Source organism: Pseudomonas sp. UBA5568 (genome assembly GCF_002425525.1).
Classification (GTDB): Bacteria; Pseudomonadota; Gammaproteobacteria; order Pseudomonadales; family Pseudomonadaceae; genus Aquipseudomonas; species Aquipseudomonas fulva.
The window spans coordinates 1-15,242 of record NZ_DIMK01000062.1; the positions used below are offsets into that span (position 1 = coordinate 1).

Annotated in this window: 16 protein-coding genes and 1 pseudogene; 11 read left to right on the forward strand and 6 right to left on the reverse strand. The window is 61.9% G+C overall.

Features of this window, described 5'->3' with window-relative positions:
* Nucleotides 1-156: 156 nt before the first annotated feature.
* The 3 genes from B2S33_RS20335 to B2S33_RS20345 form a co-directional block, all read right to left on the reverse strand.
* The gene (locus tag B2S33_RS20335; RefSeq protein ID WP_242809801.1) at nucleotides 157-2,217 is read right to left on the reverse strand and encodes a PhoX family protein; all 2,061 of its coding nucleotides are present in this window, start codon (nucleotides 2,215-2,217) and stop codon (nucleotides 157-159) included.
* A 449-nt stretch (nucleotides 2,218-2,666) separates the two neighbouring features.
* Nucleotides 2,667-3,221 (reverse strand): L,D-transpeptidase family protein, encoded by a 555-nt coding sequence (locus B2S33_RS20340; RefSeq protein WP_023533642.1) that lies wholly within the window; start codon nucleotides 3,219-3,221, stop codon nucleotides 2,667-2,669.
* 82 nt (nucleotides 3,222-3,303) lie between these two features.
* Nucleotides 3,304-3,858 (reverse strand): NUDIX hydrolase, encoded by a 555-nt coding sequence (locus tag B2S33_RS20345; protein WP_196133391.1) that lies wholly within the window; start codon nucleotides 3,856-3,858, stop codon nucleotides 3,304-3,306.
* Nucleotides 3,859-3,972: 114 nt separating this feature from the next.
* Between B2S33_RS20345 and B2S33_RS20350 the strand changes: the two genes are divergently transcribed.
* From B2S33_RS20350 to purT, 5 genes are all read left to right on the forward strand, one after another.
* On the forward strand, nucleotides 3,973-4,629 hold the full coding sequence (locus tag B2S33_RS20350; protein WP_280078349.1) for a CoA pyrophosphatase: 657 nt from the start codon (nucleotides 3,973-3,975) through the stop codon (nucleotides 4,627-4,629).
* Entirely contained in the window at nucleotides 4,626-5,150 is a 525-nt protein-coding gene (locus tag B2S33_RS20355) for a gamma carbonic anhydrase family protein (RefSeq protein WP_023533654.1), read from the forward strand. Before B2S33_RS20350 ends, B2S33_RS20355 begins: the two co-directional genes overlap by 4 nt.
* A gap of 1 nt (nucleotide 5,151) precedes the next feature.
* The gene (locus tag B2S33_RS20360) at nucleotides 5,152-5,337 is read left to right on the forward strand and encodes a DUF1289 domain-containing protein (protein ID WP_371920335.1); all 186 of its coding nucleotides are present in this window, start codon (nucleotides 5,152-5,154) and stop codon (nucleotides 5,335-5,337) included.
* Nucleotides 5,338-5,404: 67 nt separating this feature from the next.
* Complete coding sequence (locus tag B2S33_RS20365; protein ID WP_280078351.1) at nucleotides 5,405-5,872, forward strand: VUT family protein; 468 nt, start codon at nucleotides 5,405-5,407, stop codon at nucleotides 5,870-5,872.
* 76 nt (nucleotides 5,873-5,948) lie between these two features.
* Entirely contained in the window at nucleotides 5,949-7,130 is a 1,182-nt protein-coding gene (purT, locus tag B2S33_RS20370; protein ID WP_028686921.1) for a formate-dependent phosphoribosylglycinamide formyltransferase, read from the forward strand.
* Between the two features lie 61 nt (nucleotides 7,131-7,191).
* Here the strand turns inward: purT and B2S33_RS20375 are convergent, their stop codons facing one another.
* From B2S33_RS20375 to B2S33_RS20385, 3 genes and pseudogenes are all read right to left on the reverse strand, one after another.
* Complete coding sequence (locus B2S33_RS20375) at nucleotides 7,192-8,490, reverse strand: MFS transporter (protein WP_027913817.1); 1,299 nt, start codon at nucleotides 8,488-8,490, stop codon at nucleotides 7,192-7,194.
* A 280-nt stretch (nucleotides 8,491-8,770) separates the two neighbouring features.
* Nucleotides 8,771-9,974, reverse strand: a pseudogene (locus tag B2S33_RS20380) (transporter associated domain-containing protein).
* Between the two features lie 9 nt (nucleotides 9,975-9,983).
* The gene (locus B2S33_RS20385) at nucleotides 9,984-10,793 is read right to left on the reverse strand and encodes a cytochrome C assembly family protein (protein ID WP_027913819.1); all 810 of its coding nucleotides are present in this window, start codon (nucleotides 10,791-10,793) and stop codon (nucleotides 9,984-9,986) included.
* 251 nt (nucleotides 10,794-11,044) lie between these two features.
* Here B2S33_RS20385 and ffh point away from each other — a divergent pair, with 251 nt between their 5' ends.
* The 6 genes from ffh to B2S33_RS20415 all read left to right on the forward strand — a co-directional run bounded on the left by ffh (nucleotide 11,045) and on the right by B2S33_RS20415 (nucleotide 15,115).
* Nucleotides 11,045-12,421, forward strand: a complete 1,377-nt coding sequence (gene ffh / locus B2S33_RS20390; protein WP_023533651.1) for a signal recognition particle protein — start codon at nucleotides 11,045-11,047, stop codon at nucleotides 12,419-12,421.
* A 239-nt stretch (nucleotides 12,422-12,660) separates the two neighbouring features.
* Nucleotides 12,661-12,912 carry a 30S ribosomal protein S16 gene (gene rpsP / locus B2S33_RS20395; RefSeq protein WP_023533649.1) on the forward strand — a complete coding sequence of 84 codons (252 nt, stop codon included), beginning with the start codon at nucleotides 12,661-12,663 and terminating at the stop codon, nucleotides 12,910-12,912.
* 5 nt (nucleotides 12,913-12,917) lie between these two features.
* Nucleotides 12,918-13,454, forward strand: coding sequence for a ribosome maturation factor RimM (rimM, locus tag B2S33_RS20400; protein WP_027913820.1), 537 nt, complete (start codon nucleotides 12,918-12,920; stop codon nucleotides 13,452-13,454).
* A gap of 3 nt (nucleotides 13,455-13,457) precedes the next feature.
* On the forward strand, nucleotides 13,458-14,210 hold the full coding sequence (gene trmD, locus B2S33_RS20405) for a tRNA (guanosine(37)-N1)-methyltransferase TrmD (protein ID WP_023533658.1): 753 nt from the start codon (nucleotides 13,458-13,460) through the stop codon (nucleotides 14,208-14,210).
* 41 nt (nucleotides 14,211-14,251) lie between these two features.
* On the forward strand, nucleotides 14,252-14,602 hold the full coding sequence (rplS, locus tag B2S33_RS20410) for a 50S ribosomal protein L19 (protein WP_023533640.1): 351 nt from the start codon (nucleotides 14,252-14,254) through the stop codon (nucleotides 14,600-14,602).
* A gap of 93 nt (nucleotides 14,603-14,695) precedes the next feature.
* Nucleotides 14,696-15,115 (forward strand): acyl-CoA thioesterase, encoded by a 420-nt coding sequence (locus tag B2S33_RS20415; protein WP_027913821.1) that lies wholly within the window; start codon nucleotides 14,696-14,698, stop codon nucleotides 15,113-15,115.
* Nucleotides 15,116-15,242: the final 127 nt, after the last annotated feature.

The following is a 15,242-nucleotide window of genomic DNA, read 5'->3' on the forward strand; positions in this document are numbered from 1 at the left end:
AAAGGTGACTGTGCGCCACCCCCGCCACTGAATATCTAATCGATACAAGCGCCCCCGCCAAAATTCCTATCTCACATAAAACATAAAACATGGACTATAGAATCTGGAACTTGAAACTTAAGGTTGAATAACCTGCGTAGCCCCCCCAGAACCCAATCAAACCGTCCCAATCTCCCCCCCATCCTCCCGCTGAATCACCACCGTGGAAGACCGCGGCCTAACCCGCTTCCCCCCAACAGCCCCCTCGGTAGCATCCTCCGAAACTGGCCAATTCCCCGGATGCTGAATATTGACAAACAACGTCCTGTTATCCGGCGTAAACGCAATCCCCGTCACCTCACACCCGTTGGGCCCCACGAAAAACCGCCGCAACCCCCCTTGGTTCTGCCCATTGACCGGCACCTGCCGCCCCGCCGCATCCACCAGCAGACCTGGAATCACCGCCAACAGCTGGTCGTTGGTGTAGTCACTGACCGTCGACTCACTGTTGTCCGTCTCGAACCACAGCACCCCGCGACTATCGAATCGCATCCCGTCAGGGCTGGCGAACTGGTTGAGTTCCGTCAGTCCAGAACGGTTGATCTCGGCCCCACCGCCCGCATTGGCGCCAAACACGAAGATGTCCCAGGTCAAGCGCAGGTGATCGTCGCTGTCATGCCAGCGAATGATATGGCCATGACGGTTGGGCCCGCGTGGATTGACCGCGTCGACCTTGTCCGGCGTGCGCGTACTGTTATTGGTCAGTGTGAGGTACACATCGCCGTTGAGCGGATTGACAGTGGTCCACTCCGGCCGATCCATCGGCGTAGCGCCCACGGCGTCGGCAGCGCCACGGGTATTGAGCAAGATGCCCGGCAGGTCACCAAAGCGCGCACCCAGCGTGCCACCCTCGGTGGTAGGGGTAAGCACGTCCAGCGGTAACCATACCCCCGTGCCATCGGCCTCGAAGCGAGCCACGTACAGCGTGCCGTGGTCGAGGTACTTGGCCCCTGTGGTCAGGCGGTTGGCAGCCTGAGCGTCGGCGGGGTCCCACGGTGCCTGCGACACCCACTTGTAAAGGTATTCGTTGTTCGAATCGTCACCCATGTACCAGACCAGAGGCTTGCCAGCGACTGGCACGCCCGGTGCACAGCCTTCGTGACGAAAGCGACCCAGCGCCGTGCGCTTGGTGGCCAGGGTGGTGCGGTCATACGGGTCGATTTCGACGATGTAGCCGTAAGTACTGGCTTCGTTGCGGTAATCCTCCAGTGCACTGGTGCCTTTGGCCGTTACATCGAATCTGGCAAACTCGCCAGCGTCTTCACCGCTATCACCCGCGGCGCTTTCCCACTGGTACTGGCTGCTGGAGGTGGCCACGCCCAAGCGGCGCTGATCCTCCGGGCACGTACCGTGGTTGACGAAAATGCCTGGCCAGTTCTCTTCGCAGGTGAGGTAGGTGCCCCAAGGCGTGTAGCCATTGCCACAGTTGTTGTTGGTGCCACGGCAGTGGGTGCCGGCAGTGGAGTATGGGGTCTTGACATGAGCGGTGCCGCGCAGCGGGCCGCTGATGTGCATGGGCGAGGCGGTGGTGAAACGCCGGTTCAGTGGATCGTTCTCCACCACCTGCCAGTGGCCATGCACGTTGCGCAGGCGTACCACGCCAGCGCCATGTGCGTTGATTTCCTTGCGAACTTCTTCTGGCGGCCGCTTGCCGTTAGCTGCCCTGGTGGGGCCGGCCGGGTGCAAAGCTGCAGGGTCGATGTACTCGAAGTTAATGGCTAACAGGCCATCATCCGAGCTGCCATCGATGGGGAAGAAATGCATGCCGTCATGGTGCATGCCCATGGCGTTGGCCTGGTCGACAGCGGTATTGCTGCCGTCAGGCTTCCAGGGCGCGGCTTTCCGGTTGAGTGGTGTTCCCCAGGGGGCCAGGACGCGTGCACGATAGCCCTTGGCAATGGTGCACGCATCGGTGCGTGACCCGGGGATCGAGTCGAAGCCCAGCGTCAGCCCTGACCTGGCAGCGTTACCGCTGGCCGACACACCAGGGCCGGCAGGCCTGCGAATCTCAGCCCCATTGACACAACCGCCCAAGCCGGTGCCGGCGATCAAGGTGACGGCGGCGGCCAGACCGCCGCGCATCACACTGCGTCGGCTCAGGTAAATGTCCATGACAGTGGCCATGGCCGTGTTGGTGCCGGGGTTTCGGTCCAGGTTGTCGCCGGTATCACGACTCATCACATGTCCTTGGGTTGCAGAATTGATCCAGACCGCACTCTAGTGGGCAATTGTGATATTTCGTTTGCAGAACCATGAACGGACGTTGCAACCCTGTGGTGTATCTGGCAGGAGCCTCGAAGAAGGGCGCCCTCGCAAGGTTGCTAAGTGGCGCCTGGCGCCCAGGCTCGATGCCCACTGCTCAGAGCGGTTATGCCTACTGGTGCGGATCAGCCCAGGATCCACCGCGTTTCAGCCCTGGGCAGCCTTCGGTGGTGACCTAGAGCAGCGCGTTGATCTGGGCAACGCCCCTTGCACGGCATGCGATGCGGTACGGGCCTCGTACCCGATTGCGTGGATGCTTTAAGCCGCTGCATTCACTTGGATGCCGTCCCGTGCCTAAGACACTGTCAGGCAGGTTCCAGCAAATAGGTGGGTCTTTCCTGCAAAAACAGATGAATTGCGCTAAATCAGGGCCGAATCTCGATCATCGTGCCATCGCGCACCAGGCTCCAGACTTCTTGCATGTCGCGGTTACGCATGGCGATACAGCCGTCTGTCCAGTCCAGCGTATGGAAATACCACTCGGGGTATTCGTCATTGATCGGCGTGCCGTGGATCATGATCATGCTGCCGGCCTTCACGCCTGCCTGGCTGGCCCGGGCCGCATCGCTGACGTTGGGGTAGTCGATGTGCATGGCCAGGTTGAAGCGCTCGCTCTGCTTGCGCCAGTCCAGCCAGTAGAAGCCTTCCGGGGTTTTCTTGTCGCCTTCGCGCTGCTTGGGGCCCTTCGGTTGCTTGCCCAGGGAAATGCGGTAGGTCTTGATTGGCTCGCCGCGGCTGATCAGTTGCAGGCGACGCTCGGACTTGATGACCAGTACCTTGTCGACCTGAGGCTGCACGGCCGGTTGCGCAGGCGAACCCGTCTGCACCGCCGAGACCGGTTTGCGGATGATGGTTTCGGTGTAGGCCGCCTGGGACATCGAGGCAACGCCAAGGCAGAGGAGGGCAAGCAACCAGCGCATGTAGCAATATCCTGAAGGCTCTGTGCCGGGCTTCGCGAAAGGCCCGCGGCGGTAATCATCACCGGGCGGCATTTCGTAAACCCTAACGGGGTGTGGGCGACACGTTCATCGGCGGCAGGTATTCATGGCCTATGGGGAACTGCTGCTCGATTCGGTCGCGATAGTAGCATTCTAATGTCCGCGCCACGGTCCGGAAAGCCAGGGCATCCCAGGGGATCTCATGCTCCTCGAACAGCCTTACTTCCAGGCTCTCGACCCCGACGGCAAACTCAAGGTCCGCCAGCTCGGCGCGAAAGAAGACATGCACCTGGTTGATGTGCGGCAAATCGAACAGCTGGTACAGCGTCATCGAGCCTACACGCGCGCAGGCTTCTTCGACGGTCTCGCGACGGGCGGCCTGGTCGAGCGTCTCACCGTTTTCCATGAAGCCGGCTGGCAATGTCCAGAAACCACGGCGCGGCTCGATGGCGCGGCGGCACAGCAGCACTCGGCTGCCATGTGTAGGCAGTACACCGGCCACCACGTTGGGGTTCTGGTAGTGGATGGTGTGGCACACGGGGCAGACGTACCGCAACCGTGTGTCGCCCTGGGGGATCTGCTCGATGACCGGCTGACCGCACGCACTGCAGAAATTCATGGAGGCTTCCTTTTGTCGTGGCCTATCTTGGCGCGGCGGGTCGGTCGCCGCAAGCAGCAGGGGTTGGGTGGCTGACGGCTTTCGTGCATCATGCAGGGCAGGCCTTGGATACGAGTGAGCGCGATGCTGGACGAGCTACTTCGCCGAATGAGCAACCACCAACCTGCAACCCTGGAATCGGATCGGCGGTTCCCGGAAGCGGCGGTACTCTTGCCCATTACCCGCAGCGAAGTACCTGAGCTCGTGCTGACCCTGCGTGCCAAGGGGCTTTCGACCCACGGTGGCGAAGTCGCATTCCCGGGTGGCCGGCGCGATCCCGAAGACCCGGACCTGGTCTTCACCGCCCTGCGCGAGGCTGAAGAAGAAATTGGCCTGCCGCCGGGGTTGGTAGAGGTGCTTGGCCCGCTCAGCCCCCTGATATCTCTGCATGGCCTCAAGGTAACGCCGTACGTCGGCGTCATTCCCGACTTCGTCGAATACCGCCCCAACGATGCCGAGATCGCGGCGGTGTTCACTGTTCCGCTGGAGTTCTTTCGCCAGGACCCACGTGACCATACCCACCGCATCGATTACCAGGGCCGCAGCTGGTATGTGCCCAGTTACCGCTACGGCGAATACAAGATCTGGGGGCTGTCGGCAATCATGATCGTCGAACTGGTCAACCTGTTGTTCGACGCCGGAATCTCCCTGCACCATCCCCCTGTACGTTCTACCGACAAACGAGCAGGGCCCACCCTGCCATCTGCACCCCAGCCTGAGGAGCAACCATGAAATATCGCCTGGGCGACCTGCGGGTCGAGACTCATCCCACCAGCTGGGCTGCGCCCAACGCCACGCTCATCGGCAATGTCCGTCTCCAGGCCCATGCCAGCGTCTGGTTCGGCGCTGTGCTGCGTGGCGACAACGAGCTGATCGACATCGGTGAAGGTAGCAACGTGCAGGACGGCACCGTGATGCATACCGACATGGGCTCGCCCCTGACCCTGGGCAAAGGTGTGACCGTTGGGCATAACGCCATGCTTCATGGCTGCACGGTGGGCGACTACAGCCTGATTGGCATCAACGCCGTCGTGCTCAATGGTGCGCGTATTGGCAAGCACTGCATCATCGGCGCCAATGCCCTGATTGCCGAGGGCAAGGAAATTCCCGATGGCTCTCTGGTCATGGGCTCGCCCGGCAAGGTGGTGCGCGAGCTGACCGAGCAACAGAAACGCATGCTCGAGGCCAGCGCAGCGCACTATGTCCATAACGCCCAGCGCTACGCAAAGGAACTGGTGCCCGACGATGAGTGAGGTGAGCGAGCGCCCCGTGGCGTCCCCCTGCGTCAATATCTGTGCCCTGGATGAGCAGGATATCTGTACCGGCTGCCAGCGCAGCGTTGCAGAGATCGGCCAGTGGGGCCGGATGAGCAACGACGAGCGGCGTGGGGTGCTCAGGCGCTGCCACGAGCGCGCTACCGAAGCCGGGCTGGTGCTCTAGCGGTCCTGCAGTTGCCTCCCAGGGCGGGCGACGGTAATCTGTGCCGCTTGCCCAAAGACTACCCGCCATGCTCTTTCTGATTGCCTATATCAGCAGTGTCGTGCTGATCAACTACGCCTTCTCCAGCGCCCCGCACCTGGACGTCATCTGGTCCGCCTGGGGTGGCCTGGTCTTCATCCTGCGCGACATGGTGCAGACCCGCTTCGGGCATGGGGCACTGGTGGCCATGCTGGCGGCCCTGGTGCTGTCCTACGTCACCTCCGAACCCGCTATCGCCCTGGCCAGCGCCACGGCGTTCTTCGTCTCCGAGCTGATCGACTGGCTGGTCTTCAGCGTCACCCGACGCCCGCTGCGCGACCGGCTGTGGTTGAGCTCGGCCTTGAGCATCCCGGTCGATACGTTCATCTTCTTCGGCATGATCGGTGCGCTCACACCCATGGTCATCGGTACCGCCATGGGGTCGAAGTTCGCCGGCGTCACGGCCGTCTGGCTGGCCATGGCATTTCGCGCCCGACGGGCTGCCGTGGCGGGCTGATGGTGTAGAATAGCGGTCCTTTTTCAGCGGGTGGTGCCGAGTCAGGCGCGGCCCCGGATGCCTTCGAGGACCTGAAATGACCCGTATCGGAACCCCCCTGTCGCCGACCGCGACCCGTGTACTGCTCTGTGGCTGTGGCGAGTTGGGTAAGGAAGTGGTGATCGAGCTCCAGCGCCTGGGTGTGGAAGTGATCGCCGTCGACCGTTACGCCGACGCGCCGGCCATGCAGGTGGCCCACCGCAGCCACGTGGTCAACATGCTCGATGGGGTGGCGCTGCGCGCTGTCATCGAGGCCGAGAAGCCGCATTACATCGTGCCGGAAATCGAAGCCATCGCCACCGCCACGCTGGTGGAGCTGGAAAACGAAGGCTTCAACGTGGTGCCCACTGCACGCGCCACGCAACTGACCATGAACCGTGAAGGCATTCGTCGTCTGGCTGCCGAAGAACTGGACCTGCCCACCTCGCCCTACCACTTTGCCGACACCTACGAAGACTATGCGGTGGCTGTCGCCGATGTCGGCTACCCCTGCGTGGTCAAGCCTGTGATGAGCTCGTCCGGCAAGGGGCAGAGCCTTCTGCGCAGCGATGCCGACCTGCAGAGCGCCTGGGCCTACGCACAGGAAGGTGGGCGCGCCGGCAAGGGGCGGGTGATCGTCGAAGGCTTCATCGATTTCGATTACGAGATCACCCTGCTGACCGTGCGTCATGTCGGGGGCACCACCTTCCTCGAACCGGTTGGGCACCGTCAGGAAAAAGGCGACTACCAGGAGTCCTGGCAGCCGCAGGCCATGACCCCCAAGGCGCTGGCCGAGTCGCAGCGGGTTGCCAAGGCGGTCACCGATGCCCTGGGCGGGCGAGGGCTGTTCGGTGTCGAGCTGTTCGTCAAGGGCGATCAGGTCTGGTTCAGCGAGGTGTCGCCACGCCCGCACGACACCGGCCTCGTCACCCTGATCTCCCAGGACCTGTCGCAGTTTGCCCTGCATGCCCGCGCCATTCTCGGGTTGCCGATTCCGGTAGTGCGCCAGTTCGGTCCAAGTGCTTCGGCTGTCATCCTTCCGCAGGGGCACTCGAAGCAGACCGCCTTCACCAATCTCGGCGCTGCGCTGAGCGAGCCGGATACCGCGATCCGCCTGTTTGGCAAGCCTGAGATCAGCGGCACTCGTCGCATGGGTGTTTGCTTGGCCCGTGACGAATCCATCGAAGCGGCGCGCGCCAAGGCGACCCGTGCGGCCCAGGCCGTGCAAGTAGAGTTCTGATAGGCCGTTGGGGCCGCTCAGGCGGCCCCAACGCTCCTGCTATGAGGCCACCCTGAGCGTCCTAGAGCTCGGTATTGCGCGTCTCCTTCAGGCACAGCACGGCAATCAAGCTGATCACGGCCGCCGCTGAAACATACCCGCCCACCCAACTCAGGCCGCCCATGCTCACCAGCTTCTGAGCGAAGAACGGCGCTGCCGACGCGCCCACGATACCGCCCAGGTTATAGGCTGCCGAAGCGCCGGTATAACGCACATGGGTCGGGAACAGCTCTGGCAGCAAGGCGCCCATCGGCGCGAAGGTCACGCCCATCAGGAACAACTCGATGGCCAGGAACAGCGCCACGCCCGTGGTCGAACCCGAGGTCAGCAGCGGTTCCATGGTGAAGCCCGAAGCCACGGCCAGCAGGCCGCCGACGATCAGCACAGGCTTGCGCCCGTAGCGATCGCTGAGCCAGGCCGACAGCGGCGTCGCCAAGGCCATGAACACCACCGCAAAGCACAACAGCCCCAGGAACGTTTCACGGCTGTAGCCCAGCGTGCTTACGCCGTAGCTCAAGGAAAAGACGGTGGAGATGTAGAACAGTGCGTAGCACACCACCATGGCGGCGGCACCGAGCAAGGTCGGGCGCCAGTGCTTGGCGAACAGGTCCACCACCGGCAGCTTCACGCGCTCCTGGCGGGCCACCGCCTTGGCGAACACCGGGCTTTCCTCCAGCTTCAGGCGCACATACAGCCCCACCAGGACCAGGGCGGCGCTGAGCAGAAACGGTATGCGCCAGCCCCACTCGCGGAACTGTTCGTCGCTAAGCGTCAGTGCCAACGTGAGGAACAGGCCATTGGCTGCCAGAAACCCGATCGAAGGGCCTAGTTGTGGGAACATCCCGAACCACGCCCGTTTACCGTGCGGTGCATTTTCGGTGGCCAGCAGTGCCGCACCGCCCCATTCGCCGCCCAGCCCCAGCCCTTGGCCAAAGCGCAACAGGCAAAGGATGATCGGTGCCCACACACCAATGCTGTCATACCCCGGCAAAACGCCGATGGCGGTGGTGGAAACGCCCATCAATAGCAGTGAGGCAACCAGGGTGGACTTGCGTCCGATACGGTCGCCGAAGTGACCGAACAGTGCTGAGCCCAGTGGCCTGGCCAGAAAGGCGATGCCAAAGGTCAGGAAGGCCGCCAGCATCTGGGCAGTGCCGGACCCGGACGGGAAGAACACCGGCCCGATGACCAATGCGGCTGCCGTGGCGTAGACATAGAAATCGTAGAACTCGATGGCGGTGCCGATGAAGCTGGCAGTGGCAACCCGCGCGGGCGAGTTGACCGGCGCGGCAGGTGCGCCGGCGTAGGTGCTGGTTGTCATTCAAAGGTCCCTGGCAGTCTGGGGCAACGCCATGGTGCTCTGTCAGCCTGCAACGGACACACCGATTGCAGCCGGCTGAACAGCGGTTCGCATGGCGCTGGCGCGATTGTTGTTGTGTTCGCCTGGCTGACGATAGCCCAAGGGGATAGGGGCGGGCGGACACTGCTCAGGATGGTGAAGCAGGGCCGCAGGGCGTTTCAGCGAAGCGGACTGACCGTGGAGCGCCGAGTGCGGGTAGCAGGCGGGACGGCAGGGCTGGGTAAGCGTTGCCCGAGTATAGCTATCGGGTTGCCGTCCATACCAGTACCTTGCTGGCGCAATTGTCTTCGGTTTCAAGGATTTCCAGGCGATAGCGGCCGATTTTCAGGCACACCGCACTCTCCGGGATGCTTTCCAACGCTTCGGTCACAAGGCCGTTGAGGGTCTTTGGTCCGCCATCGCACGGCAGGTGCCAACCCAAGCTACGGTTGATCTCCCGCAGCGAGGCCGTGCCGTCGATGACATAGGTACCGTCAGGCTGCTTGTGCACATGGGGATTGCCCAGGCTCTGGTCATCTTCGAACTCGCCGACGATTTCCTCGAGAATGTCCTCCAGGGTGACGATACCCAGTACTTCACCGTACTCATCCACCACCACGCCCAGGCGCCGCTGCTGCTTGTGGAAATTGAGCAACTGCAGGTTCAAGGGCGTGCTTTCGGGCACGAAATAGGGCTCGTAGCACGCCTGGCGCAGTGCTTCGAGGGTCAGCTCGGCCTGCGGCAACAAGTGGCTGATCAGCTTGGTGTTGAGGATGGCTTCAACCTGGTTGATGTCGTTGTGATACACCGGCAAACGGGTGTGACGGCTGACGATCAGTTGCTCGATGATGCGCGCGATCGGCTCGTCGAGGTTGATGCCATCGACCTCGTTGCGCGGCACCAGAATGTCGTTGACGGTGATCTTGTCCAGCGACTGGATGCCGTCGAGCAAGCCCCGTCGTGGTGTTTCCGGGTGCTCGTCGTCCTCGAAGGCGTCGGCTTGCTCGGGGTGCAGGGCGACTGCGGCGGGCTGCTTGCGCAGTGGGCGCAGCAGNNAGCAGCTTGGCGCAGCCGTCGAGTACACCGGCCAGCGGTTGCAGCAGTACCAGTGGCGGCTTGAGCAAGGCGCCCAGGCTGACGAAGACGTGCGGGTTGCGTCTGGCCAGGCGACGCGGCAGGTACTCGGCGAACACCAACAGAACGGCAGCGGCAGCAAGGCCTGCCTGCCACAGGCCATTGTCACCGCCTTGGCGCAGCCCGATCAGGCAGGCCAGCGCCAGCACCAGCCATTTGCCCAGGCTGGCGCCCAGGACCAGGGCAGGGCCCGAGAGCTTGGGTGGGCTGTCATTCTCGCCGCCCGACACCATCGTGTGCAGGCGTGCGGTCTCGATGGCGGTGAGCAGTGCAGACCACAGCAGGGCGATTGCCGAGGTGCCGAGAAGAGGTGCGTACGGCAGGATGTTCATGTAAGGCCGTCAGATGTGCAGGATGAATTCGCGAACCAGCTTGCTGCCGAAATAGGCCAGCATCAGCAGGCAGAAGCCTGCCAGGGTCCAGCGGATGGCCTTGTGGCCCCGCCAGCCCAGGCGGGTACGCCCCCACAACAATACGCTGAACACGACCCAGGCCACGCAGGCCAGCAACGTCTTGTGCACCAGGTGCTGGGCGAACAGGTTGTCAAGGAACAACCAGCCGGACACCAGCGACAGGGACAGCAGGCACCAGCCTGCCCAGAGAAAGCCGAACAGCAGGCTTTCCATGGTTTGCAGTGGCGGGAAGTTTCGAATCAGGCCTGAGGGGTGCTTGTGCTTGAGTTGATGATCCTGGACCAGCAACAGCAACGACTGGAACACGGCGATGGTGAACAGCCCGTAGGCCAGAATCGACAAGAGGATATGGGCAAGAATGCCCGGTTCCTCATCGATCAGCGGCACGGTCCCCGGCGGCGCGAATTGGGCCAGCAGCGCAGTGACCGCACCGAGCGGGAACAACAGCACCAGCAGGTTCTCCACCGGGATGCGCAGGCATGCCAGCAAGGTCAGGGCGATGACGGCCACGGCGATCAGGCTGGCGGCACTGAAGAAATCCAGGCTCAGGCCAAGCGGGGTGATCAGCTGGAAGAACAGCGCACCGCCCTGGGCGATCACGGCAATGGTGCCCAACAGACCGGGTAGCCGTTTGTCGATCTTGCGGCCCTTGGCCAGGGATGAGCCCTGGTAGATGGCCGCGACGATGTAGAGCGCAGCGGCAATCAGGTTGGGGATGAGGCTGGGAGAGGAGACCATAAGTCCTGGTGGGCGAGCCTTAAAGAGACGGAGTTTGGCATAAACCGCGCCGCTCTAGGAAGACTGACGGGCGCGCAAGGCGGAGGCGGCGCAGGCACGGGGCAAACCCACGTCGCGACTGGCGAGTGCCACTGAAGGTGTGCGCGGTCGCTTCACTTCGCTATAATCGCCGCCTTGCTGTGCCTGGCGGGTGTGCATTTCCCCGCGGGCGCCTGACAACCTCGGCTTTTACTGGGCCAGAAAGGATCATCATGTTCGAAAACCTGACCGACCGCCTGTCACAGACGCTGCGCCATGTCACCGGCAAGGCCAAGCTGACCGAAGACAACATCAAGGACACGCTGCGCGAAGTGCGCATGGCCCTGCTCGAGGCCGACGTTGCCCTGCCGGTGGTGAAGGATTTCGTCAACAGCGTGAAGGAGCGTGCCGTCGGCACAGAAGTGTCGCGCAGCCTCACCCCAGGCCAGGCCTTCGTCAAGATCGTCCAGGCCGAACTCGAAAGCCTGATGGGGGCGGCCAACGAGGACCTGGCGCTCAATGCCGCCCCGCCTGCCGTGGTGCTGATGGCCGGCCTGCAAGGTGCGGGCAAGACCACCACCGCCGGCAAGCTGGCGCGCTTCCTTAAAGAGCGCAAGAAAAAGAGCGTGATGGTGGTGTCTGCCGACGTCTATCGTCCCGCGGCTATCAAGCAGCTCGAGACCCTGGCCAACGACATCGGCGTCACCTTCTTCCCGTCCGACATCAGCCAGAAGCCGGTCGCCATCGCCGAAGCCGCCATTCGCGAAGCCAAGCTCAAGTTCATCGATGTGGTCATCGTCGATACCGCAGGCCGTCTGCACATCGACGCCGACATGATGGACGAGATCAAGGCCCTGCACGCCGCGGTCAAGCCCATCGAAACGTTGTTCGTGGTCGATGCCATGACCGGCCAGGACGCCGCCAACACCGCCAAGGCGTTCGGGGAAGCCTTGCCGTTGACCGGCGTGGTGCTGACCAAGGTCGATGGTGATGCGCGTGGTGGTGCGGCGCTGTCGGTGCGCGCCATCACCGGCAAGCCGATCAAGTTCATCGGCATGGGCGAGAAGAGCGAAGCGCTCGAGCCGTTCCACCCCGACCGGGTGGCCTCGCGCATCCTGGGCATGGGCGACGTGCTCAGCCTGATCGAGCAGGCCGAGCAGACCATCGACAAGGCCAAGGCCGACAAGCTGGCCAAGAAACTGAAGAAGGGCAAGGGCTTCGACCTTGAAGACTTCCGTGACCAGCTTCAGCAGATGAAGAACATGGGCGGCCTGGGCGGGCTGATGGACAAGCTGCCGAGCATCGGCGGCGTCAACCTGTCGCAGATGGGCAATGCCCAGGGCGCTGCCGAGAAGCAGTTCAAGCAGATGGAGGCGATCATCAACTCCATGACGCCGGCCGAGCGCCGCGATCCCGACCTGATCAGCGGCTCGCGCAAGCGCCGCATTGCCCTAGGCTCCGGTACCCAGGTGCAGGACATCGGCCGGCTGATCAAGCAGCACAAGCAGATGCAGAAGATGATGAAGAAGTTCTCCAGCAAAGGCGGCATGGCCAAGATGATGCGAGGGCTCGGCGGCATGCTGCCGGGCGGCGGCATGCCCAAGCTGTGAAGTTTTCGGGGCAGGCCGTCTTCGTGTCGGCCCCTCACCCCGCGCAAGCGGGACAACGGTCGCGATTTTCGCGGCTTACGCAGCAAGTCTGGACGGTCGGGCAAGCTTCGACCGAAAAAGTCATTTGCAAATGTCCGTGTATTCCTTGAGAATATGCGGCCTTTTGGGCACCCGTGTGCCTATTTGGCATTCAGATTTGCAGTACCAACTGCAGCACCGACTATAGGAACGATGTTCACATGGTAACCATTCGTCTGGCCCGTGGCGGCTCGAAAAAGCGCCCTTTCTACCACCTGACCGTGACCAACTCGCGTAACGCCCGTGACGGCCGTTTCGTTGAGCGCGTAGGTTTCTTCAACCCGATCGCTGCTGGCGCCGAAGTCAAGCTGTCGGTCAACCAAGAGCGCGTCACCTACTGGCTGAGCCAGGGCGCACAGCCGTCTGAGCGTGTTGCTCAGCTGCTGAAGGACGCTGCCAAGGCTGCCGCCTGAGCAATATGAACGCGACGCCAGAAAAGGCTGACGACCTCATCGTCGTTGGCAAGATTTTTTCGGTTCACGGCGTTCGCGGCGAGGTGAAGGTGTATTCCTTTACCGATCCGATTGAAAACCTGTTGGATTATCCAAGCTGGACGCTTCGGCACGAAGGCAAGGTAAAGCAGGTCGAGCTGGTCAGCGGTCGTGGCTCCCAAAAGGGCCTGGTCGTGAAACTGAAAGGTCTCGAGGATCGTGACGAAGCCCGTCTTCTGAGCGGTTACGAAATCTGCATTGCGCGGAGCCTTTTGCCCAACCTGGCCGCCGATGAGTACTACTGGTACCAGTTGGTAGGTCTGAAGGTCATCAACCAGGACGAACACCTGTTCGGCAAGGTCGATCATCTGTTGGAGACCGGTGCGAACGATGTAATGGTGGTCAAGCCGTGTGCAGGCAGCCTGGATGATCGCGAGCGTTTGTTGCCCTATACGGCGCAATGCGTGCTCGATATCGACCTGGATGCAGGCGTGATGCGGGTTGAGTGGGACGCGGACTTCTAATCGATGGGTAACCTTCGCGTAGACGTCATCACGTTGTTCCCCGAGATGTTTTCGGCCATCACGGAGTACGGCATTACCAGCCGCGCGGTGAAACAGGGGTTGCTTCAGGTAACGTGCTGGAACCCGCGGGACTACACCACAGATCGTCACCATACGGTAGATGATCGGCCGTTTGGCGGTGGTCCTGGCATGGTGATGAAAATCAAGCCTCTGGAAGATGCCCTGGTCAACGCCAGGCAGGCAACCGGAGCTGCGGCGAAGGTGATCTATCTCTCGCCACAAGGCCGCAAGCTGACTCAGCAGGCGGTCAAAGGCCTGGCCGAACAGGAATCATTGATCCTGATCGCCGGTCGTTATGAAGGCATCGACGAGCGTTTCATTGAAGCTCATGTCGATGAGGAGTGGTCGATTGGCGACTATGTGCTTTCCGGTGGCGAGCTGCCGGCCATGGTACTGATCGATGCGGTTACACGGCTGCTGCCCGGAGCTTTAGGGCATGTGGACTCGGCGGAAGAAGACTCTTTCACCGATGGTCTGCTTGATTGCCCGCACTACACCCGACCTGAGGTGTATGCGGATCAGCGTGTTCCCGACGTGTTGCTTAGTGGCAACCATGCACACATCCGGCGTTGGAGAATGAAGCAGTCCCTTGGTAGGACCTTCGAACGACGCGCCGATCTTCTGGAAAGTCGCTCGCTTTCTGGAGAAGAGAAGAAGCTGCTCGAGGAATACCTCCACGAGCGGGACGATAGTTAAACGTATCGATGGTGGATCACGATCCATCTTAGGAGCACAGCATGACCAACAAGATCATCCAGCAGCTCGAAGCCGAGCAGATGAGCAAGGAAATCCCGACCTTCGCACCCGGCGACACCGTTGTCGTTCAGGTTAAAGTGAAGGAAGGTGAGCGTTCCCGTCTGCAGGCGTTCGAAGGCGTCGTTATCGCCAAGCGCAACCGTGGTCTGAACAGCGCCTTCACCGTGCGCAAGATCTCCAGCGGCGTTGGTGTAGAGCGTACCTTCCAGACCTTCAGCCCACAGATCGACAGCCTGGCCGTGAAACGTCGTGGTGACGTGCGTAAAGCCAAGCTGTACTACCTGCGCGATCTGTCCGGCAAAGCCGCTCGCATCAAGGAAAAACTGTCCTGAGTACAGTTTGCCCGGCGGCCCAGGTCGCCTAGCGAGAAAGAAGCAGCCTTCGGGCTGCTTTTTTGCGTTTTGAACTTCGTACAGGTGACAGCCATGACCACCCGAGACCAGGAAATTCAGCGCCGCACCGAGCTTTCGGTCACCCGCGTGACCAAGGCGGTGTTCCCCAACACCACCAACCATCACAACACCTTGTTCGGTGGCACGGCCCTGGCGTGGATGGACGAAGTGTCCTTCATCGCGGCCACGCGTTTCTGCCGCTTGCCGTTGGTGACTGTTTCCACCGATCGCATCGACTTCAAGCACCCGATCCCGGCGGGCTCAATCGTCGAGCTGGTGGGTACGGTGATCAAGGTAGGCAATACCAGCTTGCAGGTGCAGGTGGATGTCTTCGTCGAAAACATGTACCTCGATGGCCGGGAGCGGGCGATTCACGGCGTCTTCAGTTTCGTTGCCATCGACGAGGACAAGCGTCCGGTGCCGGTACTGCAGGAAATATCAAAACCCGCATAGGCAAGGCGTCGCCGGAGCGCCGCTCCCGCACGAAATTCGACAGGCTTCTTGCCAGTGCCAGTGCCAGTGCCGTTGCTTTAGCTTTTGCTTCTAAGCGCGCGGTAGCCCAGGCGCCGCAGATCGCGAC